A 26,910-nucleotide genomic window follows, 5' to 3' on the forward strand; every position below is an offset into this window, starting at 1 on the left:
CTTTAACATGGTGTTATTGAGCTTTTTTTATTGGTTTAAAGCTAAGACACTTTCAATATCTTCAGTCATTTGCTCACTGAACAAATTAGCATTGGCTTTCATGATGTAGCCTTTTTTATCAACGATCATGACTTTATGCGACCTTGCTATAGCAAATAGACGAATGGCTTCTTTCGGATTTTTAAAAATATATTCATTTTCCGTTGGAAATTTCAAAAGACTCAAGGTTTTTTTCCAAGAATCTAAATCAAAATCATTGATATTTATGGCGATAAACTCCATGTCTGGATATCTACTTTTTAAACTACGCATCATATAGTGGCTATTTCTGTAATGCGCCTTAAAATTTGACGACCAGCAATACACAACGGTCGGTTTATTAATGACCGAGCGTAAATCCAATACATTGTTGTTCACATCTACAATTTTGGTATTCGGTAATAAATTTCCTGGATGTAGATTAATAGAGGCTTCTGCAATACTCGATAAATAAGATTTTCCTTGTTCATCTGTATTTTTTTCAAGAAAAGATTCTAAAATTTTCTCAGACTCTTCAGCATTCGTACTGTTAAAGATAAAATCTTTAGTGACTTGTGTCAATGCGAAATTCTTGATCAAATCATTGGAAATGGTACTGTCTATCAATCTGAGTTTTTCCAAATTGTAGTCAAGAGAATGTCTGTCAAATGGCTGGTGTGAGCCATCCTGATAATATTTCCGAAGCGCCAAATTACTAAAATGCCAGTAAATGAAGTTAGAATATACGGCAAGACCGCTCAAATTCACATCATCATAATCTATATCTTTTCTGAAATCATAGAAGTTTTCTGGTAAGTCTTTAAAATGAATAAGTCTGTTGCTACCATAATACCCAAACGGATACATTTCTTTGTAGGCATAATAATTATAGTCGATACTAGATTGCGCTACTTTTTGAAATAGTTTCGATGTTTTCTGTGTCGAGGTAAAGCGCTCTAAGTATTCTAATTTTTGTTGTCTGAGATCTTCAATAAACTTTTCAAAGGCTTCAGGCTCTAAATCGTGATGATTGATGATTTTTTTGTTTTCTATCTCATCATTTAAAAACGATTTAATGATGTAATTGTTCTTTTTTGCGCCTTCACCAGTATATACCAAAGATTCGTCAAAATCATTGGTGTTCAACCTGAATAGGATACTGTCATTGGGTTCTATTATGATGGTTTGATACTCGCCACCATGTGTAAATTTATAAACACCAGCAGTTAAACCTTCAATTTTATGAAGAAACCGATTGTTTTCATCCAAATAAATGGTATCACGGTCGTTTTCTGTGGCATATAGCGTGATGTAATTATTATTCGGGTTAATAATTTCTCCTCCGAAATAAGCGATTTCGCCTTTATCAGGCGTAGAATGACACCCTAAAAACAAAGAGGTTAGTAAACAAGTAACAATGTATAGCTTCATAGAGGTTTAAATCGTAGGTATATGCTTCATACAAAAATAGAGCTTGCAACTAGTAACTGTTGTTAATACGTTGTTAAATGTTGATTTTACACTAGTTCTAGGATAATGAACTTAATAAAAATAAAGACCTTAAGCTTCTTACAAGTAAAGACTTTTTTCTACTTTTGCAAAAAATTAAAATATAGACTATGTTATCAGTTTCAAATCTTTCAGTTCAGTTTGGTAAAAGAGTCCTTTTTGATGAAGTAAATACCACTTTCAATAATGGAAATTGCTACGGAATCATTGGGGCAAACGGCGCAGGTAAGTCAACGTTTTTAAAGATTTTAGCAGGCAAACAAGACCCAACTTCAGGTCATGTGCATTTGGAGCCAGGAAAACGTATGTCTGTATTAGAGCAAAATCACAATCTTTACGACGAGCATACCGTTTTGGAAACTGTCATTATGGGAAATAAACCATTGTTTAAACTGAAATCTGAGATTGATGCTTTGTATGCCGATTATACGGATGAAAATGCCGAAAAGATTGGAGAGCTTCAAGTAGAATTTGAGGAAATGAATGGCTGGAATGCCGATAGCGATGCAGCTGCTATGTTGTCGAATTTGGGAATCAAGGAAGATTTTCATTACACGATGATGAGTGATTTGGATGGGAAGCAAAAAGTAAGAGTCTTATTAGCTCAGGCGCTATTTGGAACACCAGATGTTTTAATCATGGATGAGCCTACCAACGATTTGGATTATGAAACGATTTCATGGTTGGAAAATTTCTTGGCTAACTACGATAACTGTGTGATTGTGGTATCGCACGATAGACACTTTTTAGATGCCGTATGTACCCACATTTCAGATATTGATTTTGGGAAGATTAACCATTATTCAGGAAATTATACATTTTGGTATGAGTCATCACAATTAGCAGCAAGACAACGTGCTCAACAAAATAAAAAGGCTGAAGAAAAGAAAAAAGAATTAGAGGAATTTATCCGTCGTTTTTCTGCCAACGTGGCGAAATCTAAACAGGCAACGAGTAGAAAGAAAATGATTGATAAACTTAATATTTCTGATATTAAACCATCTAGTAGACGCTATCCTGCCATTATCTTTGAGCGCGAGCGTGAGGCAGGAGATCAGATTTTGAATGTAGATGGTTTGGCTGCTTCTATCGATGGTGAAACACTATTTCAGAATATCGATATCAACTTAACAAAAGGAGATAAGGTGGTTGTATATTCTAAAGACTCGAGAGCCACAACGGCTTTTTATCAAATCATAAATGAAAAGGAAAAAGCAGATGCTGGTAAATTTGCTTGGGGAATCACGACGTCTCAGTCCTACTTACCGCTAGATAATAGTGAATATTTTAATAACAAATTATCCTTAGTAGATTGGTTACGACAGTGGGCAACTACAGAAGAAGAACGTGAAGAAGTATATATTAGAGGTTTCTTGGGTAAAATGATTTTTAGTGGCGAGGAAGCTTTAAAAACGGCCGATGTCTTATCTGGTGGTGAAAAAGTGCGTTGTATGTTGAGTAGAATGATGATGGTAAGAGCAAATGTCTTAATGCTAGATGAACCGACCAACCACTTAGACTTAGAGAGTATTACCGCATTCAATAACTCATTGAAAAACTTTAAAGGTACCGTACTATTTACAACTCATGATCATGAATTCGCACAGACTGTGGCTAATCGCGTGATTGAATTAACACCTAATGGTGTGATAGATCGTTATATGACGTTTGACGAATATATGAGTGATAAAAAAGTCAAAGAACTCCGAGACAAAATGTATGCTGTCACGGCCTAATATTGACGTCTATAAGTCCTGATTCTCATTAGATTTTAATTCTTCATTGACACTGTTGATAACAAGGCGTGCTTGATCCAGCTCCTCGTTACTAACATACAATTCTTGGTACCCTTGTATAGAGGCTCCAAAACCAGCCAGTCTACCTGACTCAGATTCGTCTTTAATAACGGCATTAATGCCAGCACTCTTTAATCTGTCTAAGGCTAATTGTACTATGATAAAATTTCCTGAAAATATTTTGGTGTATGTGGAATCTGTCATGATGCTTGTGTTTTTATTATAAGTCTGTTTTTCCTTCATTAAGTTACAACAAAAAACGGTTTTCAAAAAGAAAAATCAATTATTAAAAAACCCAATAGCTTGTTATTTCGTTTGTATGGATAGAAACAATTATTAATTAAAACTAAAAAATTATGAAAACTAAAAATTTATTAGGGATGCTGTTCATCACAATGAGTATGATCACATTTCAAAATGCATTCTCACAAAGTAAGATGATAAAAGAAGACACTAAAATGGTAGGTGGTGCCGAGATGTATCCGAGTAAAAACATTGTTGAAAATGCTGTGAATTCAAAAGACCATACGACCTTGGTAGCAGCTGTGAAAGCAGCAGATTTGGTGGAAGTATTGATGAGTGATGGGCCATTTACTGTATTTGCACCTACGAATACAGCATTTGATAAATTACCAGAAGGGACTGTGGCGAGTTTATTGAAGAAGGAGAATCAAGCCATGTTACAAACCGTATTGAAATATCACGTGGTAGCTGGTAAATGGGATGCTAAATCAATTTCGAAACTTATCAAAAAAGGTAAAGGTAAAGCAACAGTTGAAACTGTAAGTGGTGGCATGTTAACGATATGGACTAAAGACAATGCCGTCTATATTACAGATGAACAAGGGAATTCAGCCATGGTGACTATTGCAGATGTTCATCAGTCGAATGGTGTGATTCATGTGATTGATAGCGTTTTGTTACCTAAATCCTAAAAGTAGCGCCTTTTAAATTCAATTTGATACAACGTTAAAGTTATTATAAAGACAATAAAAACTGTTTAACTTTTTATTATATTTGTTAAACAAATTAAGTAATTATCGCTAGATAATATTTTGATTGATTTAGTTAGGTTGTTGAAAAGCCACATTCAGACGAGTGTGGCTTTTTTAATGCTTTAGAATTCACAATGCAGTTGAAACACGCAAAAGCTCCTGTATTCATAAACAATATATAAGGGCAATTGGGTATAATTTTTATCTATTGTAATATAATATATAAAAATGTCAATAAACTATGTATTGAATTGTGAATTCTCTAAATTTATGACACTGAAATAATCAAATTAATTAAAACTAACATATTATGGAAAACAATCCTCATTCTAGTGATTCGTCTCATGGAAAAAATTTTGATATTAATGAAAGTGCGGCAAACTGTCCTTTTTTGAGTGGTACCAATAAGCATACTGCTGGAAGTGGTGTCAAGAATCGCGACTGGTGGCCAAATGAATTAAAATTGAACATTCTGCGACAACATGCGCCAAAGTCTAATCCTATGGGTGAAGACTTTAATTATGCAGAGGCTTTCAATAGTTTAGATTTTGTAGCTCTAAAGCAAGATGTTTTAGACTTAATGACCGATTCCCAAGATTGGTGGCCTGCCGATTATGGACACTATGGTGGATTTATGATAAGAATGGCATGGCACAGTGCAGGAACTTATAGAATAGGTGATGGTCGAGGAGGTGCTGGTGGTGGTAACCAAAGATTTGCACCTATCAATAGTTGGCCTGATAATGGTAATTTAGATAAAGCCAGATTGCTTTTGTGGCCGATAAAAAAGAAATATGGACGCAATATCTCTTGGTCTGATTTAATGATTTTAGCAGGAAATTGCGCCTTAGAATCTATGGGCTTTAAAACCTATGGATTTGCTGGAGGAAGAGAAGATATTTGGGAACCAGAACAAGATGTGTATTGGGGAAGTGAAACGCAATGGGGTGCAAATGACGAGCGCTATGAAGAAGGTGAATTAGAAAATCCTTTGGCGGCCGTGATGATGGGTTGGATTTATGTGAATCCTGAAGGTCCTAACGGAAACCCTGATCCTATGGGATCAGCGAAAAATGTGCGTGAAACTTTTGGAAGAATGGCCATGAATGACGAAGAAACTGTGGCTCTTGTCGCTGGAGGACATACTTTTGGAAAAGCACATGGTGCAGCCGATCCAAATAAATATGTAGGCAAAGAACCTCATGGTGCCTCAATCGAAGAAATGAGTACAGGATGGAAAAACTCTTTTGGTACTGGTGTTCTCGATGATACGATTACGAGTGGTATTGAAGGTGCTTGGACACCTAATCCAATTCAGTGGGATCACGATTATTTTGATGTTTTATTAAACTATGATTGGGAGTTGACAAAAAGTCCTGCAGGAGCATACCAATGGAAGCCAACTGAAGCCTCAAAAGCGCGAATGGCGCCAAAAGCAGGTGATCCGAATGGTCAACAAACTTTGATGATGACTACAGCTGATATTTCACTGAAAGTGGATCCAGATTATTTGGAAATCTCTAAACGTTTCCACAAGGATCACAAGGCATTCGAGGAAGCATTTGCAAAAGCATGGTATAAATTAACCCATCGTGATATGGGACCTATTGATCGTTATTTGGGACCTGAAGTGCCGAAAGAAGAACTTTTATGGCAAGATCCGATTCCTAAAACAAACTATACCTTAAGCGAGAGCGATATTACGAGTCTGAAGAAGATGATACTTGCTTCTGGGTTAACCGTATCAGAACTTGTGAGAACAGCTTGGGCCTCTGCGTCCACTTATAGAGGTTCGGATATGCGTGGTGGAGCAAACGGTGGAAGATTACGTTTAGAGCCACAAAGAAGTTGGGAGGTTAATAACCCTTCAGAATTACAAAAAGTATTAAACGTCTATGAAGGCATTCAAAAGGAATTTAGCGGAACAATATCGATGGCAGATTTAATTGTTTTAGGCGGTGTTGCCGGTGTTGAAGAAGCGGCTAATAAGGCAGGAAATTCTGTTAAGGTGCCATTTAGCCCAGGTCGAGGAGATGCTTCTCAAGAGCAAACAGATATAGAATCCTTCGGTTACTTAGAACCTCTCGCTGATGGCTTTAGAAATTATATAAAATCAGATCTTCAATTGGCGGCTGAGGACTTATTGGTTGATCGTGCTAACTTATTAACGCTTTCAGTACCAGAAATGACGGTATTGGTTGGTGGCCTTAGAGTTTTAGGTGCGAATTATGATGGCTCAGATTATGGTGTTTTCACAGACAATGTAGGCAGTCTAACCAATGATTTCTTCGCGAACATTCTCGATATGACTTACACTTGGAGCGCAACGTCAGAGGACGACCGTTATTTCGAAGGGAAGGATAGAAGGACAGGAGAAGTTAAGTTTAAAGGAACTCGTGCTGATTTAATTTTTGGTTCTAATACCGAATTAAGAGCCATTGCAGAAGTCTATGGTGCTAACGACGGACAAGCAAAATTTGTGAAAGATTTTGTGGCTGCTTGGAATAAGGTCATGAATTTGGATCGATTCGATTTAAAATAATTGTTAATTTAATCAGAAAAGGAACGAGCCTATGGTGACGTTCCTTTTTGTTTATAAAAATGTAAATATGAAAGATACGGAAGTGTTTTTTGAAGCAATACGTTCTGGTGATTTGGATCGCGTGATGGCCCTTTTAAATATTAATCCTAAATTGGTAGATGCTAAAGATTCTAGAGGGTTTACACCGTTAATATTTGCAAGCTATTTTGATAAGGAAGCGGTTGTTAATATGCTGCTTGAACACAATGCGAAAATTGACGATGTGGATGCCTCAGGCAATACCGCTTTGTCTGGTGTTTGTTTTAAAGGTAATTTGAGTCTTGTAAATAAATTCATTCATTCAGGAGCCAATTTAAATACGCAAAACCACGTAGGAACAACACCTCTGATGTTTGCTGCCACTTATGGGAAAGAGGATATTGTAAAGTTATTACTGGAGCATGGTGCTGATACATCTATTAAAGATCAGCACGGGAAGACGGCCGCTGATTATGCACAAGAAAAAGCGTTTGAAAGTATCGTAAAGGTCCTATAGACGTCTCAATGTTATTAAAAAAAAAGTCACATAACTAATTGGTTATGTGACTTTTTTATACGAATAGACGCGTTTATTTGTCAATTGATCCTAATACACGTGACATAAAGGTATTTAAGGCTTCCTTCTTAGGTGTCCCTTCTTTAACCATTTTGGTCACTTCTAAAGCACCATACATGTTGGAAATTAATTCACCGATGACGTCAAGCTCCTCGTCCTTAAGCGAAGATACCTCCGTAAGGTTCTCTAAAGTTTCAATAGTTTCAACAACATAGTCTTCATCATTGTCTTCTATAAACTGAGACAAATGTTTAATTACTGGCAACTTCATCGACTAAACCTTTTAAAACATCAAACTTATTGGTTTGTGTTTGGTTAACAAAACTTCCCTGTTTGAACGTTGCAAACGTCGGCAAATTATCAACGGTTGCCAATTTTCTAGACTCAGGAAATTTCTCAGCGTCTGCCATCACGAATGTCATATTTTCATTTTCAGAAGCCAATTTTTTAAATTTTGGTTTCATGATACGACAGTTACCACACCAAGTGGCTGAATATTGCACTACAACAGTGTCATTATCTGCTATTAATTGTGATAAATTATCTTGATCTAATTCCTTCAACATCGTGTTTTAGTTTAAGTGTGCTTTCAAATACTCAGCAGTTCCTTTAGCATTCGCTTGCATCGCATCTTTTCCTTCTTCCCAGTTCGCTGGACAAACCTCTCCTTTTTCTTGAACATGTGTCAATGCATCGATAATTCTTAAGTACTCATTCACATTTCTACCTAAAGGCATGTTATTTATACTTTCATGCTGTATGATTCCTTCTTCATCAATGATGTAGGTAGCTCTGTAAGTGACATTGTCACCTTCCACAGTTAATAAACCTGTTTCTTCATTATAAGTTTCGTTGGTAATATCCAAGATACCTAAGGCAGATGCCAAGTTTCTGTTTGAATCTGCTAAAAGAGGATAAGTTACACCTTCAATACCACCATGATCCTTAGCTGTACTAAGCCATGCAAAATGTACTTCAGCCGTATCACAAGACGCTCCGATAACGATGGTATTTCGTTTTTCAAACTCGCTCATTGCAGCCTGAAATGCATGCAATTCAGTTGGGCATACAAATGTAAAATCCTTTGGATACCAAAATAATACTACTTTTTTATTGTTGTTTTTAGCCTCCTCAAGAACGTTGAGTTTAAAAGTGTCACCCATTTCGTTCATTGCGTTTACGCTTAAATCTGGAAATTTTCTTCCTACTAATGCCATATTATTTAATTAAATGATTATTAATTTATACAGCAAATTTAGTCACTAAAAACACGTGTTTAAATTGAATTAAATTATATAATATTATAAGTTAATAGTCTTAAAATATGGCATCAAAAAAGCGGTGTATATTTTACGAAATCAATAATTTGATAGTCTATAGATTGTCAACTTGATAATATAGCGTGATATATGATGCGTAATTAATTTTTACGATCAGCGAGTTGTTTGATCTTTATTGAGAATCCAGCAAAAAGAAGTGTCATAAACGGACTCAACCAATTAAATATGGCAAACACAAAATAATCAACCACAGGAACACCCAAAACACCAGATTGATAAGCACCGCAGGTATTCCAAGGTACAAGTACCGATGTGACAGTACCAGAATCCTCCAACGTACGACTTAAATTTTCAGGAGCTAAACCTTTATCTTCATAGGCCTGTTTAAACATTTTTCCAGGAACCACTATGGCTAAATACTGGTCCGAAGCTGTGACATTTAACGCCAAACAACTTGCCACTGTACTTGCAAATAATCCGAAGGTAGAGGATGCTAAACTTAATAGAGCTCTACTTATTCTTGACAGCGCTCCAATAGCGTCCATGACGCCACCAAATGTCATGGCACAAATGATGAGCCAAATCGTTCCTAACATTCCAGACATGCCTTTACCTGATGCCGAAAACAAATCATTCAAAGTAGCGTTTTCTGTGGCAATCGTTGTTTTAACAGTAATGGCATTCATTACACCTTTATAGGCTGAATGGAATGTTAAAGATTCCACACCAGCAATTTGCGCCACAATTTGTGGTTGAAAAATAAGAGCGAATATACCACCTAAGAGTGTCCCAATAAGAAGGGCTACTAAAGGCGATGTTTTTTTTATAATGAGAATGATGACAATAATAGGCACTAGGAATAACCAACCGTTAATATTAAAGGTGCTATCAATATCAGCAAGGAGTTGTGACGTATCTGTCGCTCCTTGAACATCTTGTGTAAAACCAAGAATAATAAATACAACCAGAGTCACTAAAATGGTAGGTACAGTAGTCAATGCCATATACTTTATGTGAGAGAAAAGCTCACCACCAGCCATCGCAGGCGCCAAATTGGTGGTATCACTTAAGGGTGACATTTTATCCCCAAAATAGGCACCAGATAACACCGCACCAGCAGTCATACCCATAGACACTCCCAAGGCTTCACCAATTCCTACAAGAGCAATACCCACAGTGGCAGAAGTCGTCCAAGAACTTCCAGTGGCTATAGAAATAATAGCACAAATAATAACACAAGCCGCCAGAAAAATGGTCGGATTGAGGATTTGAAGCCCGTAATAAATCATCGCAGGTATGACACCGCTAACCAGCCATGTGCCTGCTAAAGCGCCTACCATCAATAATATAAGTAGGGCGCCAGTTGTTGATTTAACATTTTCGGCAACTTCATCTATCATTTGGCTAAAAGACACCTTGTTGTAAAAACCGACAATAGCTGCAATAGCAGCACCAAGTAAAAGAATAAATTGATTGCTGCCACTTATGGCATCGTCACCAAAAACAAAAACATTATAGGCTAGTAAGATAATAAGAGCAAAAACAGGAATTAAAGCCTCCCAAATATTAAGTTCTTTGTTTTCAATAATATTTTCGTCCTGTGGTACTCTTGGTTTTATATCTTGACTATCCATGAAGTGGTTTATTAGGTTTTGAATTGTAATGTTACGATAATGTTGCCTATTCTGCAAATCATAATTCTTGCGTACTTTAGCGATTTATATAACCACTTTTAATGGATTCATTAACCCAAATTGTCTTAGGAGCAGCCTGCGGAGAAGCTGTATTGGGACGTAAAATTGGCAATAAGGCATTACTTTTTGGTGCTCTTGGAGGTACCATACCAGACTTTGATGTACTTGTAGGAAGTCTTTTATTCAATAATGAAATTGATGCCATGTTATTTCATAGAGGTTTCATGCATTCCATTTTGTTTGCAGTGATTGCAGCTTTTGCTTTAGGTTGGATGGTTCATAAATTATATAATACTGGAAAACGGAAAGGAACAACGCGCCTACATGATTGGATACGGCTATTCTTTTGGTCATTGTTTACGCATCCAATTCTGGATTGTTTCACACCTTATGGGACACAGTTGTTTTCGCCATTCTCTAATTATCGGGTGGCTTTTAATAATATTGCTGTAGCAGATCCATTGTATACCTTGCCTTTTTTGATTTGTATAATCACGTTGATGTTTTTTAATAGGAAGCATCAGCGACGTCGCTATTGGTTGAAGTTAGGAATCGGCATCAGTTCTTTTTATATGCTATTAACAGTCATAAATAAGTTATGCATTGATGATATTTTTAGTCAATCTTTAATAGAACAGAATGTGTCATTTAACCGTTTTAGTTCACAGCCAACAATTCTGAATAATGTGTTATGGTATGGCATTGCAGAAACCGAAAATGAATATCATGTGGGATTTTATTCCTTATTGGACACTTCTCGTCGATTTTCAGATTGGAAAACAATTCCTAAATCACGTGTTTTGACCTCAGCGACTTATGAAGATATTGAAAGGTTAGCATGGTTTAGCAATGATTATTACAACGTCGAGTCTCTAGAAGATTCAACTTATGTATATAAAGACTTGAGGTATCCATTGGTCGAAACTAGGGAAGGGTATCAATCAGTATTTAATTTAAAGCTCTACAAAACTCATGGTCGTCTGGATATGAAGCCTTTTGCTCCCGCAATGGAGGATTTTAAATTTACGATGCGGGCACTTTGGAGGCGTTTAAAAGGTCAATAATGAACCATTCACACAAAAAAACACACCGTTCACGTAAAATATTGTATCGAAATAGTTGAATCGTATTATATTGAGTTCATAATCAAACTATTATTATGAAATCGATAACGCATTTACTGATATTCACCGTCTTTTCCTTAGGTATAATAAATGCGCAAGTTGGAATTGGAACAACCACGCCAGATGCCTCGTCTGCTCTAGATGTGACGGCCAATGATAAAGGTATTTTAGTGCCTAGAATGTTAGTTGCTGAACGTATTGCTATTAGTGCGCCTGCTGAAGGCCTTTTGATCTATCAAACAGATGATGTGTCTGGGTTTTATTTTTACAACGGTACACAGTGGGTAAGACTGATGGATAAGAGTAGAGATGGCGTACCTATTGGTGCTGTTTTTGCGTTTCCATCTGCTACTTTACCTATGGGTTATTTGAGCTGTGACGGCAGTGCCGTGAGTAGAACTACTTATGCCGAACTTTTCGCGGTCATAGGGACGACTTATGGCAATGGCGATGGTTCTACTACGTTTAATTTACCGGATTATCGCGGAGAATTTTTAAGAGGTTTGGACAATGGTGCTGGAACAGATCCCGATGCTGCAACACGTACTGATAGAGGAGATGGAGCTATTGGTGACGTTGTTGGGACTAAACAAACTTTCGAAAATGCCATGCATCTTCATCAAATTGACCCACCTAATAGTAATGTGACTGCCAGTGGAATACATAATCATTATGTGAATGGCTATACGGCAAATACAAATTCGACTGGTAATCATACTCATAATATATATGTTAATGGTGGAACAAATACAGGCGGAAATCATTATCACCAATTATATTACAGAGAAGTGGATGTGGCAACACCAGGTGCATTTGGTGGTGGAACGACGATAAGGGAGCTCAGACCAGGTACAGGAACTATTAATACATTAGGAAGTGGTGCTCACGCACATTCAGTGAACGCAACAGCCAATATGTACAGTGCAGGTTCTCATTCTCATTCACTCAATGTACCCTCTCAATATACACAAAACACTGGCAGTCACCAGCATAGTATTGATATTGCTGCTTTTGATTCAGCAACAGAAGGTGGTAATGAATCACGACCAACAAATGTCAATGTGATATGGTGTATTAAGTATTAGAGTTTCAATTATGCATCAATTGCTTATTGATATAACTTACCATTTATACATTATTACTTACCATCGATAAAAAAAATCTGTCATCAATAGAAAGAGCGTTTTATATTAGGGTTTTATCCCTATGATTATGAGACATTTTAAGTTTACCCTATTGGTTAGTATTATGATGTTTTGTTACACCAATGCGCAAGTCGGTATTGGCACAACAACCCCTGAAAATTCTTCCATTTTAGACATTACGGCAACCGACAAAGGTGTTCTAGTACCAAGAATTAACCTACTTGATGTAACGAATGTTGTAGCGCCTATAAATGCGCCTGCTACAGGGTTATTGGTATGGAACACCAATGCGACGGTTACTGGTGGTAATGGTGTAGGCTTCTATTTCTTCAATGGCGCCCAATGGTTGCCAATACAGCAATCGGGAAGTATTGATGCCGATTTTTATGAGCAAGGTTCTACAAATCCGCCAGACGATATCAATGATAATACCTATACCTTCGGAAATTTAGCCATTGGAAGCAATGCGCCTGGTTTTCGACTGGATGTCACAGAAAATACAGCGCCTACCACCTTTTACAATCGAAACGGATTTAATCTGGGAGGACCAGTTACCGGTATTTTCAATTCTGTCTCGGGGGTTTTACCAAGTGATGCAGATACCCAACGTGGTATCTACAACTTGATGTCTGGTTCTGGAGATAATTTGAAGTATGGCATTTATAACAATATGAATGATACCGGAAACTCTCAACGATATGGTACTTACAATACCATTATTGAAGATGCCGATAAACCACAATATGGGACGTATAATACGATTTCGAGTTCACCATCCACAATAACCTCTACGCGTTTTGGTACCTATAATGGTATCAATAACACCAACGATGCTACCAATTATGGTGTTTACAATCAAATCACTGGGTCATCGTCGAGCTGGCAATACGGAACTTATAATTGGATTATCAATTCCAACGCAAGTAATACAAGAAATCTTACAGGAACCTTTAACAGTTTACAGGGCACAGGAAACACAGAACAGTTTGGGGTTTATAATCAGTTCAATACGGGTGATGGGCCAAAACTTGCGGTTTTCAATGATTTAAATTTTAACGGTGACGGTAATCGCTACGGCATGCGAAATGATATTGGTGGTACTGGCAATGGCAACCATTACGGCATCGACAATATAATTTCGGGAACAGGCACTGGTAATAAATATGGGGTTAATGTCAACATATTAAATTCGGCAGGAGGCACCCATTATGGTGTCTTTTCCAACGTCACTAAAGCTGGCAGTTTTGCTGGATTTTATTTAGGCGCTTTATCAGTAGGAACTACCAATGCCAATAATTATGTTTTTCCAGCCTCTCGAGGCACGGCCAATCAAATTATGCAAACCGATGGTGCAGGAAATGTAAGTTGGGTGGATGCCAGTTCTGTAGGTGACGACGACCACGATTTTTATGAAGAAGGTACCACAACAGCACCCGATGATATTAACGATGATCAATACACTTTAGGGAATTTGGCGATTGGAAAAAATACAGCCGATTGGCGACTAGAAGTAGAGGAGCCCAATGGCGGGCGTGGGATTTCCGTTGCAATGACGGGATCGGCAAATACGACGACCTACGGGATATTATCAGAGGTGACCAATTCCTCTGATGCAACACATATTGGTGTATTTGGAAGAGTTTTAAGTAATGGTGATGGAGCACAACGAGGTTTTAATTCTTATATAAATGGTGGTGGTACAGGTGCTCATTACGGACTCTACAACACCTTGAGTGGTGGTGGTGCAGGTGAACAATTTGGTGTACGAACCATTATCAATAACCAGGGCTCGGCAGAACATTATGGTGCCTATAATTCCTTAGTTGGAAATGGAACTGGAGATCAGTACGGTGTATACAACGATATTAACAACACCTCCAATGGGGACCATTTTGGGGTCTATAATAATTTGGTAACCTCGGGTACTGGTCAGAAATATGGGAATGCGACTATTATTTCAGGCTCAGGAACAGCCTTCATGTATGGGACGTATAACAATATCGGAGGAACGGCAACAGGAAGAGTGCATGGAACTACAAATCTAATCATAAATGACAATAATAATTTACAATATGCGGTCGCCAATAGCTTAGCTGGAGATGGAAGTGGTATGCATTATGGCATGCACAATAGTTTTACTGGTACAGGTAATGGCGATAAATTTGGGGTGTACAATGATTTGATTAGTGCCGGTTCAGGAATACATTATGGTGCCTACAACTACTTGAGAGGGGCAGGAACAGGGTCTAAAATTGGAACCTATAACGATATTTCCAATAATGGTGCGGCCGTGCATTACGGACTTCAAAATGAATTTACAGGCAATAGTGCCGACAAGCGTGGGGTTTATAATAACTTTGGTCAAGGGGGCTCTAGTAATCGCTATGGTTTATATAATTTTTTTGATTCCGCTAATTCTTTGAGTCCAGTAGATCATGGGGTGTTTACGGTGATGACTGGGGATTCCCCTTCCAATCAATATGGAATGTATCAAGCCATTCATAATTCGGGTGCTGGTCAACATTACGGAATCCACAATTACATGTTGAACGGTCAGGGCAACCAATACGGTTTGCACAACGACATGACTATTGCTAATTCTGTTGATGGTATCGGTAATTGGAATCAGATGTACGGCAACAGTTCGGCAAGCATTATTGCTATAGATAATGATATGAATGGCTCAGCGTCATTTTTTAAAGGGGTCGATAATGACTTTACCAATAGTGAAGGTTTATCATTAACAGGTGTCGAGAACAGGTTTAACAATACGAATGCATCAGTTACTGACAATTTCGGTATGCTTTCGGAATTTGCCAATGGATCAGCGGGTACTCAATATGGTGCTTATAATGGTTTCGTTAATGCCTTAGGTCCTACCTATGGGATTTATAATAATGTAGCTGGAGGGACTCAAGAATTCAATGGTGTCTACAATTATATGAATAGTTTTTATGGCAATAAGTATGGGGTAAACAGTTATTTCAATTCAACTGATACCAGTGCTAATAGTTATGGCGCTTACAATGTATTTGTAGGCGATGCTAATGCCAGAACAGGACTATCTAATAGTTTTTATCAATACTTCGATACCATAAGTGAACAATACGGTGTTCACAATAATTTTGAGATGAATGGAAGTTTTTCAACAACGTCGATTGGTGTCAATAATCAATTTGTTTATAATATCAGCGCTCCATTAAACCCAATACCATCATCTGATTATGTGGTTGGTGTTTATAACAATCTGGAATTACCAGCTTTGGCAAATGCTAATTTTTATGGGGTTAAAAATGTTATAGATGCCTCGGTTGGAAGTCCGACGAGTAATGTATACGGTGTATTCAACGAAATGTTGACTACCGGAACCAATAGTAGTTATGGTGTTTATTCTGATAACTCGGTTAATACAACTGGTAATCACTTCGCAGCCTATTTTTTAGGAAAAGTGTCTTTTGGTACGACCATAGCAAATAGTTATGTGTTTCCTCTTACCAGAGGTACGAATGGCCAAATTATACAAACCGATGGGACAGGTAATTTGAGCTGGGCAGATGTGCCATCAACTTCCTTTTGGACGCGTACTGGAAATGTACTCAATCTCGCAAACGCTGGTGATGATATTACCTTCGTCAACGATCAAACCAGTATCACTTTTCCAGCCTCAAACGGCACGCCTGCTCCTATGTTATATATGTTTTCGAGTGGATTTAACAATGCTAACAAAATGGTGTTGGCTCATTCAACTACCTATGCTAATTACGGCATTCAATATGATGATGCTGATGATGCGTTTAGGTTTTTAAGTAATGGTATTGAGCGTGTGAAAATTGATCTTGTTGGTGGACCGACAGTTTCTGTCACTGGAAATATGGCTGTTATCGGTGATATCATCACTGATGTGACTACGTATCCGGATTATGTTTTTGAAAGTTACTACACTGGAAAATCAGCTTTAAATAATTCCTATTCCTTTAAATCTTTGGAAGAGATTGAACGTTTTATCATGGCGCATGGCCACTTGCCGAATGTGAAATCTTATGAGGAAGTAAAGGCCAATGGTATGAATATCAGTGTGGGAGAGATGACTGTGACCAACTTGGAAAAAATTGAGGAAGCGTATCTTTATATGATTGAGCTGAAAAAAGAAAATGACCGTTTAAAAGCAAAGCTTGAATCCCAACAAAAAGATATTGACGAGATTAAAGCCTTGCTCAAACAAAAACAATAAGCTTTATACTGAAGCCGTGGCTTTCGGACTGAGTATATCCAGTGCTTCCATACAGTCGCGCATCATGTGATACGTGCGTTCAATATCGGCATCCAAACCTATTGAAAAGCGAATTAAGCCGTCACTTAAACCCATTTCTTGTTGTTCCTCCTCAGGAATTTCCGAAGAGGTGGAACTTCCAGGGGCTGAAAACAAGGTTTTATAAAAGCCTAAACTAACTGCTAAGTATCCAAGGTTTTTATCTTGCATCAATTCCATGAGTTCGTTAGCTTTCTCCAAGCTTCCAACGTCAATGGTCAACATACCACCAAAGCCGTATTTGACGTTCATCATCGATTTAAATAATTCGTGAGAAGGATGAGATTGTAATCCTGGATATACCGTTTTTAAACCATCTTGTTCAAATTTTTCAGCTAAAAACTGCGCATTGAAACTATGTTGTTGCATACGAATATGCAAAGTTCTTAAATTCTTCAAAACGGAAGCAGCGCGTAAGCTATCCATGGTGGATCCTAACAACATAGAAGCGCCATCATTGACATTTCTTAAATCGTTAATAAATTCCTGTGTACCACAGACCACACCACCAACAGTATCACTAGAGCCATTAATGAATTTTGTGATACTGTGGATCACCACATCAGCACCTAATTTTGCTGGTGAAATGGACAAAGGAGAAAAGGTGTTGTCAACTACCAGTTTGAGGTTATGGCGCTTTGCTATTTCAGCCAAACCCTTGATGTCTGCAACTTCCAACAAAGGATTACTCACTGATTCACAATAAAGGACTTTGGTGTTCTCGGTAATGGCGGCCTCAACCATTTCCAACTTAGTGATATCAACAAAGGAGGTTTCAATATGAAAACGTGGTGTAAAGTTTTTTAGAAAAGCATAGGTGCCACCGTAAATAGTTCTGCTAGAAACAATATGATCACCTGCACCGCAAAGCTGCATGATGACTGGTGTAATAGCACCCATTCCTGAGGCAGAAACATTCGCGGTTTCTGTACCTTCCATAGCGGCTAAGGCTTCTCCTAAATATAAATTGGAAGGTGAGGAATGACGAGAATACAGATAGCAACCATCGGCATTACCTTCAAAGGTATCAAACATGGTTTTAGCTGATAAAAATGTATAAGTGGATGAATCTGAAATAGATGGATTAACACCTCCAAATTCTCCAAAGTATTGTAAATCCTGAATGTTGTTAGCTGGTTTAAATGCCATTACTAATAGTTTTAATGATTTATGCACCTCAAAATTCAATAGAAATAGATAATATATCAATAGTTATGTTTATATTTAGAAAATAAATCTTGATAAAGTTGTTGTTATAGTTTTATTTATTGCAACTGTAGGATAATTTATTACCATTTTAGAAAATTTTTCCATATGAATACCTTAGATGCTATCGATAAAAAATTACTACAATTACTTCAGAAGGATAGTAAGCAGACAAATAAAGAGTTGTCTAATAAACTCAATCTGTCGGTTACAGCGGTTTATGAGCGCATTAAAAAACTGGAGCGATCAGGAGTTATTTTTAAATATGTCGCACTTATTGATAAAAAAAAAGTGGAGAAACCCTTTGTGACTTTTTGTAGTATTAAATTAGTACAACACACGAAGGATTGTGTGGTTCAGTTTGAGAAAGAAGTCGTGCAACTTGATGAAGTTATGGAATGTTATCACACCAGTGGTGACTACGATTATTTACTGAAAGTAATTGTTGCAGATATGGATGCTTTTAGAGAATTCATGGTAAAAAAACTAACGACGATTAGTCATATTGGAAGCACGCATAGTACCTTTATGATTAATGAAGTCAAGCACTCAACCGCTATTCATCTCTAATTATTACGTCATTTGACCTATGCAATCGATACGATTTAAACTACTGGAATTTATTGGCATCTTCATTTTGATTCCGTTAAGTTATATTTTGGATTATCCGATATTAATAAAATTCAGTATCGGCTGTTTAGGTTTTGTTTATGTGCTTTTTGTGTTACTGCGAATAGAACATGTCAAATTTAAAATGGCCAAAAATCTTCATTGGCGCCACTTTTTTAAACGTGTTTTAATTCAACTCTTAGTCATTGCTATTCTAACGGTGTTGTACGTGTGGTTTATGGATAAATCACAACTCTTTTATGTGATGTTAAACAAACCTTTCTTCTGGCTGTTGCTACTACTAATTTATAGTTCCTTGTCTGTTTATCCGCAGGAACTTGTATATCGTACCTTCTTTTTCGAACGTTATAAGAACATGTTTAAAAGTCAAACTGTTTTTGTGATTGTCAATGCTTTAGTGTTTTCTTTAGCACATCTGTTCTTTAAGAATACATTAGTTTTAATTATGACGTTCATTGGAGGTATTCTTTTCGCATTCACCTATCTAAAAACGAAATCGACAGTCATGGTTTCAGTAGAACACGCTATTTATGGTTGTTGGTTGTTTACTGTTGGCATGGGTGACATGCTCGGTTTTCCAAATTAAAAATTAACTGTATTTTTATAACGCTCTAAAAGTTGACTGAGTTTGCTATGAAATATAACCGCATAAAGGATTTGTATAAAACAATATTCAAATCCTACGATCAACCGCTATTACAAGAACACATAAAGAAAATTGTGGATTTAGATAAGGTGTTGCCTTATAGCTCGACGTTTTTTTGTGTCACTAATACACAAGATTTGACCTTTGAATTTATTAGTAAAAACTTCACGGCTTGTTTGGGATTAGATACCCAAGAAATGACCGTAAAAGGGATGCGTTATTTTTGGAGTAGAATTCACCCAGATGATATTGAAGGCTGGCTATCTGCATTAAATCAGTTAATGGAATTTACCCTTGCTGAGATGTCTGAAGAACAAAGAAAACGTGCGAATTATACTTGGAACTTTCGTTTTAAAAATGCCGATGACGTCTATGTCAATATTGTACAAAACACCACACCACTAGTTTTCGATTCTGAAGGCAAACCCATTATTGGTCTAGCGCATTATACAGTGCTGGATTCTCATATTAGAATGGATATTACAGCATCTGCCAAATTGCTTAATGAGCACAACGAATATAAAACGGTTTATTTTAATAACTTTTCGCAAAAACTTTTAAGCGATATTGTTAGTAATAGGGAACGTGATATCATCAGGTTACTCATTTTAGATTATTCGAGTAAAGTCATTTCCGAAAAATTGAATATTAGTCCTCATACGGTTGATACACATCGTCGAAATATTCTAAAAAAACTTAATATTTCCTCTACTGGTGAACTTATAGGGATGTTGAAATCCAATCAAAATTTTCTCTAAGTGTTAATACTCAAATTGAGTATTGCAATAGTTTTATAAAATCTTCAATTTTGAATTGCTATTAATTCAGAGGGAAAATATGCTCATTTACCATTGGTTTGAAAATAACTGTGGTTTAATGGGCTATTTTTTTTGAAGCTATTTCAAACTCTGTGAAAAAGTAGTAATTCAATAATCAAAATTGTATTTTTGTAATTCAATTGAAATCTGATAAAAAATAGTATATGAAATCATATGATGTAGCCATTATTGGTTCTGGTCCTGGCGGATATGTTGCAGCCATCCGTTGTGCACAATTAGGAATGAAAACAGCAATAATTGAGAAATATTCAACCTTAGGAGGTACGTGTTTGAATGTGGGTTGTATTCCTAGTAAAGCGCTCTTGGCATCGTCGCATCACTACGAGGAAGCAGTTAAACATTTTGAAGATCATGGTATTGAAATTCCAGGGGAAATTAAAGTAAACTTGAAAAAGATGATCTCAAGAAAGCAGGCTGTAGTTGACCAAACCACTGGTGGTATTGATTTTTTGATGAAGAAAAATAAAGTGGATGTTTACGAAGGTTTAGGTAGTTTTAAGGATGCCACTCATATAAAGATTGATGGAAAAGATGCTGGAGAGATAGAAGCTAAACATATTATCATCGCTACAGGGTCTAAGCCTTCTAATTTGCCATTTATCACTCTGGATAAGGAGCGAATCATTACCTCAACTGAAGCGTTGAAATTGAAGGAGATCCCGAAACATATGATTGTCATTGGTGGTGGTGTTATCGGACTCGAATTAGGTCAGGTGTATAGACGATTGGGAGCTGAGGTAACCGTCATAGAATATATGGATCGCATTTTACCAACCATGGATGCTTCACTATCCAAAGAATTAAACAAGGTCTTTAAGAAAGCTAAATTCAATATGGCCATGTCTCATAAAGTACAGTCGGTAGAGCGAAAAGGGGATGAGGTCATTGTGAAAGCTGAAAATAAAAAAGGAGAAGTTGTTGAGTTTAAAGGCGATTATTGTTTGGTGTCAGTTGGCCGTCGTCCTTATACTGATGGATTAAATGCGGAAGCAGCTGGCGTGAAACTAAATGATCGCGGACAAGTGGAAGTTAATGAGCACTTGCAGACTAATGTGAAAAATATTTATGCCATAGGAGATGTGGTAAAAGGAGCAATGTTAGCACACAAGGCGGAAGAAGAAGGTGTTTTTGTAGCTGAAACTTTAGCAGGACAAAAACCTCATATCGATTATAATTTAATTCCTGGTGTGGTGTATACTTGGCCAGAAGTTGCTGCTGTTGGTAAAACAGAAGAAGCGCTAAAAGAGGAGGGCGTGGATTATAAAACAGGTCAATTCCCGTTTAGAGCTTTAGGTCGCGCAAGAGCTGGTGGTGACATCGATGGATTTGTGAAAATTCTGGCAGATAAGAAAACCGATGAAGTTTTAGGGATTCATATGATAGGAGCGCGTTGTGCCGATTTAATCGCTGAAGCGGTTGTAGCCATGGAATATCGTGCATCAGCAGAAGATATTTCCCGTATGTCTCATGCACATCCAACCTTTGCAGAAGCGGTAAAAGAAGCAGCATTGGCAGCTACAGATGATCGTGCATTACATGTGTAATGACACTGAAAGTAAGATATAAAAAAAGCGAACTTAACTAGTTCGCTTTTTTTATTTTATTAGCTGATTTAATCAAGTTCTTTGATCAAATCATATATTCTCAAACGCTGGCTATAATCATATTCATTGATGTCTCTTACAAAGCAATACACGCTAATTTCTTCTCGCTTCACTTTTTCTGAAAGCTCTTCAACCGTAAATGGACCAAATTCCTTAGACTTTTCGATATAGTAAAACTCATGGTCGTAAATAAGATTAGTAACTTTCTGCTTGTATTTTTCTTTTAAAAAATTTTGTACATCAGCCACGGAATTTAGGTCATTTTCATGATTCGTTGTATTAATGAATAAGGCAAACTCCTTTTTGTTTTGATGATCTAAAACCAATACATCATCGTCCTTAAAGTAAGCCTTCACCGTTATTAACCCATCTTCTGTTTCAATGGTAAACACATTATTAATGTTGATGGTCCAAGTGGTTTCAATTAATGACTCTTTTCGTGTGATTTCAAGGATGTTTTCTTTTCTGAAAGTGTAAATGGATTTCTTTTTCGAGATACCATTCACCAAGACCCATTCTTTATTAAGTAAGAGTGCGTCGTGATCACGTCCGAAATCAAAAGGTTTTAAGTTAGGAATCGCTTTGTGTAGGTATTCGTTCATTAAGCAGACTTTTTTCAAAAATAGCAATTACTATTCCAACGAATAAATTTAGCAAATATTGAACGGTATCTAAAATTTTTCTAAATGATTAAGCACCTCTTTTTTATAACTTCTACTCATGGGTAAGGCAATGTTATGGATATTGATGTGTTCATTCGTGAAAGATTGAATATGAGCGATGGCAATAATGTAAGAGCGATGGATTCTTAAAAAAAGGTGATTAGGCAGTTTGGCTTCAATGGCACTAATGGTCTCTCTCGTGACGATGGTTTGTGAAGCTAAATGAATTTTTAAATAATCACTGTAACTTTCAATATAGATAATTTCGCTGTAATCAATTTTAATCATTTTCCGATTAGAACGCACAAACATAAAGTCCGATTCAAAAGCTTCAGAACTGGTCTTTTTTGCATTATCGCCATATATTTCAAAATAATTCTGAAGCGCTTTTTCCAAACGTTCCAACGAAATAGGTTTCAAGAGGTAATCTACGGCTTTGAGTTCAAAACCTTCAACAGCGTAGTCACGGTATGCGGTCGTGAAAATCACCTTAATATCCCGATTAATGGATTTTGCAAAAGAAATACCTGAAATTTGTGGCATATTAATATCCAGAAATACTAGGTCGATATTATGAGTGTTAATATGTTGAAATGCCTCCACAGCACTACTGCAACTGGCCACAATATTTATCCGATCAAAATGAGATAAATGGGTAGCTATAATTTCTCGAGCGATGGCTTCATCATCGACAATCAAACACGATATATATCCAGATTTACTCATGTGTTTTTAGGTGTTAAAACAAGATGGACTTCAAAGGTCTCTGATTGCTTTTGAATATCAAGTTGGTATTGCTGTGGGTATAATAAATCCAATCGTTTTTTAATGTTTTCCAAGCCAATACCTTGATCTGAATTATCTTGTTCAGTACAGGAATTTTTAACGGTAAATTTAATAATATCCTTAGCGGCTTCAATATTAATAGCTATGGTTAATCTTCCGTTTTTAATACGACCATGTTTAAAACTGTTCTCTATAAATGGCAATAATAACATGGGTGCAATACTTACGTCTTCATGGGTTATGTGTTTGTTGAATTGGATCACTAATTTATCATTAAATCGCATTTTCTCTAAAGCGATATAATCCTCAATATGAGATAGTTCTTCGGTTAGTAATACCAATGGTTTTTCTACTTGATACAATAAATAATCCAGTAAGTTGGAGAGCTTTAAAATCATGTCTGGCGTTTGATCTGCCTTTTTTAATGCAAAACCATACATGGTATTTAATGTATTAAACAAAAAATGTGGGTGGATTTGCATCTTGAGATAATTGAGTTCCTGCTCTTTTAGCTTCAACTGCGTGTCCCATATTTTGGTTTCTAAATGTCTCGTTTTTGAAATTTGCTGAATGTTTAATTTCAACAATTTAAAAGCACTTACCACCACAACAACCAAATACACAGCGGTACTGATAAAAATAATATTCTTGGTGGAAGGATTCATTTCGGCATATTCGAAATTTGATAGGTAAATCAAACTGAAAAATATAGAAACGGCAATTAAGTAGGCTGAAATAATAAATGTGTAAAGACTGTATAGTGCAAATCGCCAATACGCTTTTTTGATGAGGTATTCTGGGATAAGAATGTATGTGGCAACATAGGTAGTGGCGATGGTTATCGGCATGAGAAAAAGCGAGAACTTGAGTGTGTTTTCGAAATCCGCACTATTGACACCAAAAAAATAGGTGTAAAAAAATAAGACACCAATCCAAAAGAGGAGGTGTAATATTATTTGTCCGATTTTATGAACTATCGCTTTTCTGGAGAACATGATACATATACTGTATTACAATATTACTATAAATTTTATTCAAGAAATAGAATTAGAGACAAATGACAGGATTAGCAAGCTATTTGACGAAACTGTTATAACCATCCTTAAATTCGTTATTGGTCGCATTGAAAAAAAAGCGACTGGTTTAATTTTTATGTTTGAGCATGTTTAACTAAATTTATTATTATGAATACATTAATTATTGCGTTTACAAAAGTGTTGGGACTAGCTATTTTAGCTAATATTTTTGTGGAAGGAGGCCCTTTATTTATGTCTCTTATACTCCTATGCTTGTTAGCATCTATTGTTTTTATTGTCATAGGATTTATGGCAGCGAAGAAATCAGTTGCTAAAGCCAGAAAAATGCTTAAGTTAACCGTAGACTCAAGCCTATTGGGATTGGTTTTGGGATTTTTAGGGTCTGTTTTGGGTTTAATATCTGCTTTCGATTCCATTGAAGCCATAGGAAACCCAAGTCCTGAAATGTTTGCCGGTGGTTTAAAGGTGTCATTGCTAACAGCAACCTTTGGATTGTTTACCTTTGTGATTGCCAGAATCGGTATCATGATCTTAAGATTAACCTTAAAGCCAGAGGAGGTATCTTAAAAGACATTAAAGCCTGCTGATTACTTACCATGAGTCAATATAGGCCTTTGCCTCTTTTTTTGCTATTTTGGTATTTGTAGTGGATATCTGAAATTGCTAAAGACTAAAAAGACGAACAATGTTGTTCGTTTTTTTTATGTCTGATTTTTAGTGTTTTAGAAAGATAATTTTATTAAATTTAATGGATGTGTTAAAATTCGTGTGACTTACCATGGATACACGTGTCTTACAATAAACTATAAAAGTCAATCTAATATTTTTTGCAACCCTCTAATGACATTTTGAAGTTATCAGACGAAGATCTGGTGAGTGCTATTGTGAAAGACAATGATACAATGCTATTTGAAATATTGTATGATCGTTTTGCGTCGTTAGTTTACAACAAATGCTATGGGTTTGCAAAAGATAGTGATGAAGCCAAAGATCTAACGCAAGATGTGTTTTTGAAGCTTTTTGTGAAATTGTCTAGTTTTAAAGGAAAGTCAAAATTTTCTACATGGCTGTACGCTTTTACGTATAACCATTGTGTGAATTATGTCACTAGAAATACCGCGAAGAAGTTCGAGAAACAGTCGGTGGATTATGCAGATATTGAAAATATTTCTGATGATGATGAGTACTCTGACTTTAGTGACATGAGAGTGGATAAACTCAAAAAAGCCTTAGACTTAGTGTCACCAGATGAAAAGATGATCCTTTTACTAAAATATCAAGACAACCTTTCTATAAAGGAAATTGAGAGCGTTTTAGGAATAGGAGAAAGCGCTGTAAAAATGCGAGTCAAGCGCGCTAAAGATAAATTGTTAACTGTTTACGCTAATAACCTTAACTGATGGAAAATCCTTTTAAAGATCTCGATAAGCCATTGAAATCGGTTCCAGAGGAACTGAAGGCCAAGGTTATGAACGATATTGCTATCGCCAAGTTAATTATGGAGTTAGCTGAGCTGTTTTCCTATAATTTAGGGGATGTGATTGAAACAGTTATGAGTAAAAGAGATAAAAAATAAGAGCAAAATTAGAATGTCATGAATGAAATTACGAGCTTAAAAGATTCTGCGATGGAATCTATTTCCAATATGTGGACTGAGATATCCAAAATATTTCCAAAATTAATATTTGCACTGGTCGTGCTCGTTGTGGGATGGTTGGTTACGAAATTGGTCGTGCGAATCATCAAAAAGGCATTGGTGTTAGCCAAAGCGCATAAAATTGATGATAAATTAAACGAGATTGAAATCGTAGAAGGGAAACAACTCAATTTTGATGTTGTCAAAATTGTATCAACATTCGTCAAATGGCTCATGTATATTATGTTGCTTATCATGGTGTCTGATATGCTAGATTTAACTATTTTATCTGAAAAAATCAGTGACTTTTTAAGCTATTTACCAAAGCTGTTCGTAGGACTTATAATTTTTACACTCGGACTTCTTTTTGCAAATTTTGTCAAGAAAGGACTGAGATCCTTCTTTGATTCAATGGATTTATCAGGAGGTAAAATGTTGAGCCAGATTGTGTTTTTCCTTTTGCTAATTTTTATATCCATAACAGCTTTAAATCAAGCAGGCGTTAATACGGATATTATTACGAGTAATCTCACCATGATTCTTGCCGCATTTTTATTGGCTTTTGCCTTAGCCTTTGGTTTAGGAGCAAGAGAAACTGTAGGTGATTTGCTTAAAACGTTTTACACTAGAAAAACGTTCGAGGTTGGTAAAAGAATTGAATTTCAGGAGGAAATCTATGAGATTGATTCTATCAATAATATTTCTGTGGTATTAAAAAACACAGAAGGTAAAAAAGTGATAGTACCCGTTAAAGATATTGTAGAAAGCCATATAAAGGTAGTAGACTAGAGACTTAGGGTTATAAATTAATTATGTTCATAACGTCTAGTTTGCTCAGGCATTCTGTAATCCCTTTT

General features: G+C 36.4%; 25 protein-coding genes. 15 read left to right on the top strand and 10 right to left on the bottom strand.

What is annotated here, in order from left to right:
• Positions 1-27: 27 nt before the first annotated feature.
• Positions 28-1,449 (bottom strand): TlpA family protein disulfide reductase, encoded by a 1,422-nt coding sequence (locus ACU8DI_RS05005; RefSeq protein WP_447111653.1) that lies wholly within the window; start codon positions 1,447-1,449, stop codon positions 28-30.
• 188 nt (positions 1,450-1,637) lie between these two features.
• Between ACU8DI_RS05005 and ACU8DI_RS05010 the strand changes: the two genes are divergently transcribed.
• Positions 1,638-3,263, top strand: coding sequence for an ABC-F family ATP-binding cassette domain-containing protein (locus tag ACU8DI_RS05010; RefSeq protein WP_447111654.1), 1,626 nt, complete (start codon positions 1,638-1,640; stop codon positions 3,261-3,263).
• A gap of 9 nt (positions 3,264-3,272) precedes the next feature.
• Here the strand turns inward: ACU8DI_RS05010 and ACU8DI_RS05015 are convergent, their stop codons facing one another.
• Positions 3,273-3,527: a putative signal transducing protein gene (locus ACU8DI_RS05015; protein WP_447111655.1), complete on the bottom strand. Its 255-nt coding sequence runs from the start codon at positions 3,525-3,527 to the stop codon at positions 3,273-3,275.
• A 152-nt stretch (positions 3,528-3,679) separates the two neighbouring features.
• Between ACU8DI_RS05015 and ACU8DI_RS05020 the strand changes: the two genes are divergently transcribed.
• The 3 genes from ACU8DI_RS05020 to ACU8DI_RS05030 all read left to right on the top strand — a co-directional run bounded on the left by ACU8DI_RS05020 (position 3,680) and on the right by ACU8DI_RS05030 (position 7,395).
• Entirely contained in the window at positions 3,680-4,258 is a 579-nt protein-coding gene (locus ACU8DI_RS05020; RefSeq protein WP_447111656.1) for a fasciclin domain-containing protein, read from the top strand.
• A gap of 370 nt (positions 4,259-4,628) precedes the next feature.
• Positions 4,629-6,860 (top strand): catalase/peroxidase HPI, encoded by a 2,232-nt coding sequence (gene katG / locus ACU8DI_RS05025; protein WP_447111657.1) that lies wholly within the window; start codon positions 4,629-4,631, stop codon positions 6,858-6,860.
• Positions 6,861-6,891: 31 nt separating this feature from the next.
• Positions 6,892-7,395: an ankyrin repeat domain-containing protein gene (locus tag ACU8DI_RS05030; protein ID WP_447111658.1), complete on the top strand. Its 504-nt coding sequence runs from the start codon at positions 6,892-6,894 to the stop codon at positions 7,393-7,395.
• A gap of 73 nt (positions 7,396-7,468) precedes the next feature.
• On the opposite strand, the gene ACU8DI_RS05035 is transcribed toward ACU8DI_RS05030, so the two are convergent.
• From ACU8DI_RS05035 to nhaC, 4 genes are all read right to left on the bottom strand, one after another.
• The gene (locus ACU8DI_RS05035; RefSeq protein ID WP_447111659.1) at positions 7,469-7,726 is read right to left on the bottom strand and encodes a DUF6952 family protein; all 258 of its coding nucleotides are present in this window, start codon (positions 7,724-7,726) and stop codon (positions 7,469-7,471) included.
• Positions 7,707-8,021, bottom strand: coding sequence for a thioredoxin family protein (locus ACU8DI_RS05040; RefSeq protein WP_447111660.1), 315 nt, complete (start codon positions 8,019-8,021; stop codon positions 7,707-7,709). The genes ACU8DI_RS05035 and ACU8DI_RS05040 overlap by 20 nt, the downstream gene beginning before the upstream one ends.
• A 6-nt stretch (positions 8,022-8,027) precedes the next feature.
• Positions 8,028-8,672 carry a redoxin domain-containing protein gene (locus tag ACU8DI_RS05045; RefSeq protein WP_447111661.1) on the bottom strand — a complete coding sequence of 215 codons (645 nt, stop codon included), beginning with the start codon at positions 8,670-8,672 and terminating at the stop codon, positions 8,028-8,030.
• A 203-nt stretch (positions 8,673-8,875) separates the two neighbouring features.
• On the bottom strand, positions 8,876-10,369 hold the full coding sequence (gene nhaC / locus ACU8DI_RS05050) for a Na+/H+ antiporter NhaC (RefSeq protein WP_447111662.1): 1,494 nt from the start codon (positions 10,367-10,369) through the stop codon (positions 8,876-8,878).
• Between the two features lie 101 nt (positions 10,370-10,470).
• Between nhaC and ACU8DI_RS05055 the strand changes: the two genes are divergently transcribed.
• The 3 genes from ACU8DI_RS05055 (at position 10,471) to ACU8DI_RS05065 (ending at position 16,929) form a co-directional block, all read left to right on the top strand.
• Positions 10,471-11,493, top strand: coding sequence for a metal-dependent hydrolase (locus ACU8DI_RS05055; protein ID WP_447111663.1), 1,023 nt, complete (start codon positions 10,471-10,473; stop codon positions 11,491-11,493).
• A gap of 95 nt (positions 11,494-11,588) precedes the next feature.
• Positions 11,589-12,638, top strand: a complete 1,050-nt coding sequence (locus ACU8DI_RS05060) for a phage tail protein (RefSeq protein WP_447111664.1) — start codon at positions 11,589-11,591, stop codon at positions 12,636-12,638.
• A gap of 127 nt (positions 12,639-12,765) precedes the next feature.
• Positions 12,766-16,929, top strand: a complete 4,164-nt coding sequence (locus ACU8DI_RS05065; RefSeq protein ID WP_447111665.1) for a beta strand repeat-containing protein — start codon at positions 12,766-12,768, stop codon at positions 16,927-16,929.
• Positions 16,930-16,932: 3 nt separating this feature from the next.
• On the opposite strand, the gene ACU8DI_RS05070 is transcribed toward ACU8DI_RS05065, so the two are convergent.
• Positions 16,933-18,156, bottom strand: coding sequence for an aminotransferase class I/II-fold pyridoxal phosphate-dependent enzyme (locus tag ACU8DI_RS05070; RefSeq protein WP_447111666.1), 1,224 nt, complete (start codon positions 18,154-18,156; stop codon positions 16,933-16,935).
• Positions 18,157-18,321: 165 nt separating this feature from the next.
• Between ACU8DI_RS05070 and ACU8DI_RS05075 the strand changes: the two genes are divergently transcribed.
• From ACU8DI_RS05075 to lpdA, 4 genes are all read left to right on the top strand, one after another.
• A complete protein-coding gene (locus ACU8DI_RS05075; protein WP_447111667.1) occupies positions 18,322-18,783 on the top strand; it encodes an Lrp/AsnC family transcriptional regulator in 462 nt (153 codons plus the stop codon).
• A 184-nt stretch (positions 18,784-18,967) separates the two neighbouring features.
• Complete coding sequence (locus ACU8DI_RS05080) at positions 18,968-19,429, top strand: CPBP family intramembrane glutamic endopeptidase (protein WP_447111668.1); 462 nt, start codon at positions 18,968-18,970, stop codon at positions 19,427-19,429.
• Positions 19,430-19,476: 47 nt separating this feature from the next.
• Positions 19,477-20,247, top strand: coding sequence for a LuxR C-terminal-related transcriptional regulator (locus ACU8DI_RS05085; protein WP_447111669.1), 771 nt, complete (start codon positions 19,477-19,479; stop codon positions 20,245-20,247).
• A gap of 224 nt (positions 20,248-20,471) precedes the next feature.
• Positions 20,472-21,872: a dihydrolipoyl dehydrogenase gene (lpdA, locus tag ACU8DI_RS05090; protein WP_447111670.1), complete on the top strand. Its 1,401-nt coding sequence runs from the start codon at positions 20,472-20,474 to the stop codon at positions 21,870-21,872.
• Positions 21,873-21,940: 68 nt separating this feature from the next.
• Here the strand turns inward: lpdA and ACU8DI_RS05095 are convergent, their stop codons facing one another.
• From ACU8DI_RS05095 to ACU8DI_RS05105, 3 genes are all read right to left on the bottom strand, one after another.
• Positions 21,941-22,534, bottom strand: a complete 594-nt coding sequence (locus ACU8DI_RS05095; RefSeq protein ID WP_447111671.1) for a hypothetical protein — start codon at positions 22,532-22,534, stop codon at positions 21,941-21,943.
• A gap of 69 nt (positions 22,535-22,603) precedes the next feature.
• Positions 22,604-23,320 carry a LytR/AlgR family response regulator transcription factor gene (locus tag ACU8DI_RS05100; RefSeq protein WP_447111672.1) on the bottom strand — a complete coding sequence of 239 codons (717 nt, stop codon included), beginning with the start codon at positions 23,318-23,320 and terminating at the stop codon, positions 22,604-22,606.
• Positions 23,317-24,375, bottom strand: a complete 1,059-nt coding sequence (locus ACU8DI_RS05105; RefSeq protein WP_447111673.1) for a sensor histidine kinase — start codon at positions 24,373-24,375, stop codon at positions 23,317-23,319. The genes ACU8DI_RS05100 and ACU8DI_RS05105 overlap by 4 nt, the downstream gene beginning before the upstream one ends.
• A gap of 189 nt (positions 24,376-24,564) precedes the next feature.
• Here ACU8DI_RS05105 and ACU8DI_RS05110 point away from each other — a divergent pair, with 189 nt between their 5' ends.
• From ACU8DI_RS05110 to ACU8DI_RS05125, 4 genes are all read left to right on the top strand, one after another.
• A complete protein-coding gene (locus ACU8DI_RS05110; protein ID WP_447111674.1) occupies positions 24,565-24,984 on the top strand; it encodes a MotA/TolQ/ExbB proton channel family protein in 420 nt (139 codons plus the stop codon).
• Positions 24,985-25,265: 281 nt separating this feature from the next.
• Entirely contained in the window at positions 25,266-25,817 is a 552-nt protein-coding gene (locus ACU8DI_RS05115) for an RNA polymerase sigma factor (protein WP_447111675.1), read from the top strand.
• Positions 25,817-25,993, top strand: a complete 177-nt coding sequence (locus tag ACU8DI_RS05120) for a hypothetical protein (protein WP_447111676.1) — start codon at positions 25,817-25,819, stop codon at positions 25,991-25,993. The genes ACU8DI_RS05115 and ACU8DI_RS05120 overlap by 1 nt, the downstream gene beginning before the upstream one ends.
• Before the next feature lie 18 nt (positions 25,994-26,011).
• Positions 26,012-26,842, top strand: a complete 831-nt coding sequence (locus ACU8DI_RS05125) for a mechanosensitive ion channel family protein (protein ID WP_447111677.1) — start codon at positions 26,012-26,014, stop codon at positions 26,840-26,842.
• The last annotated feature ends 68 nt before the right edge of the window (positions 26,843-26,910 follow it).

The sequence above is a fragment of the Psychroserpens sp. BH13MA-6 genome (assembly GCF_052983595.1).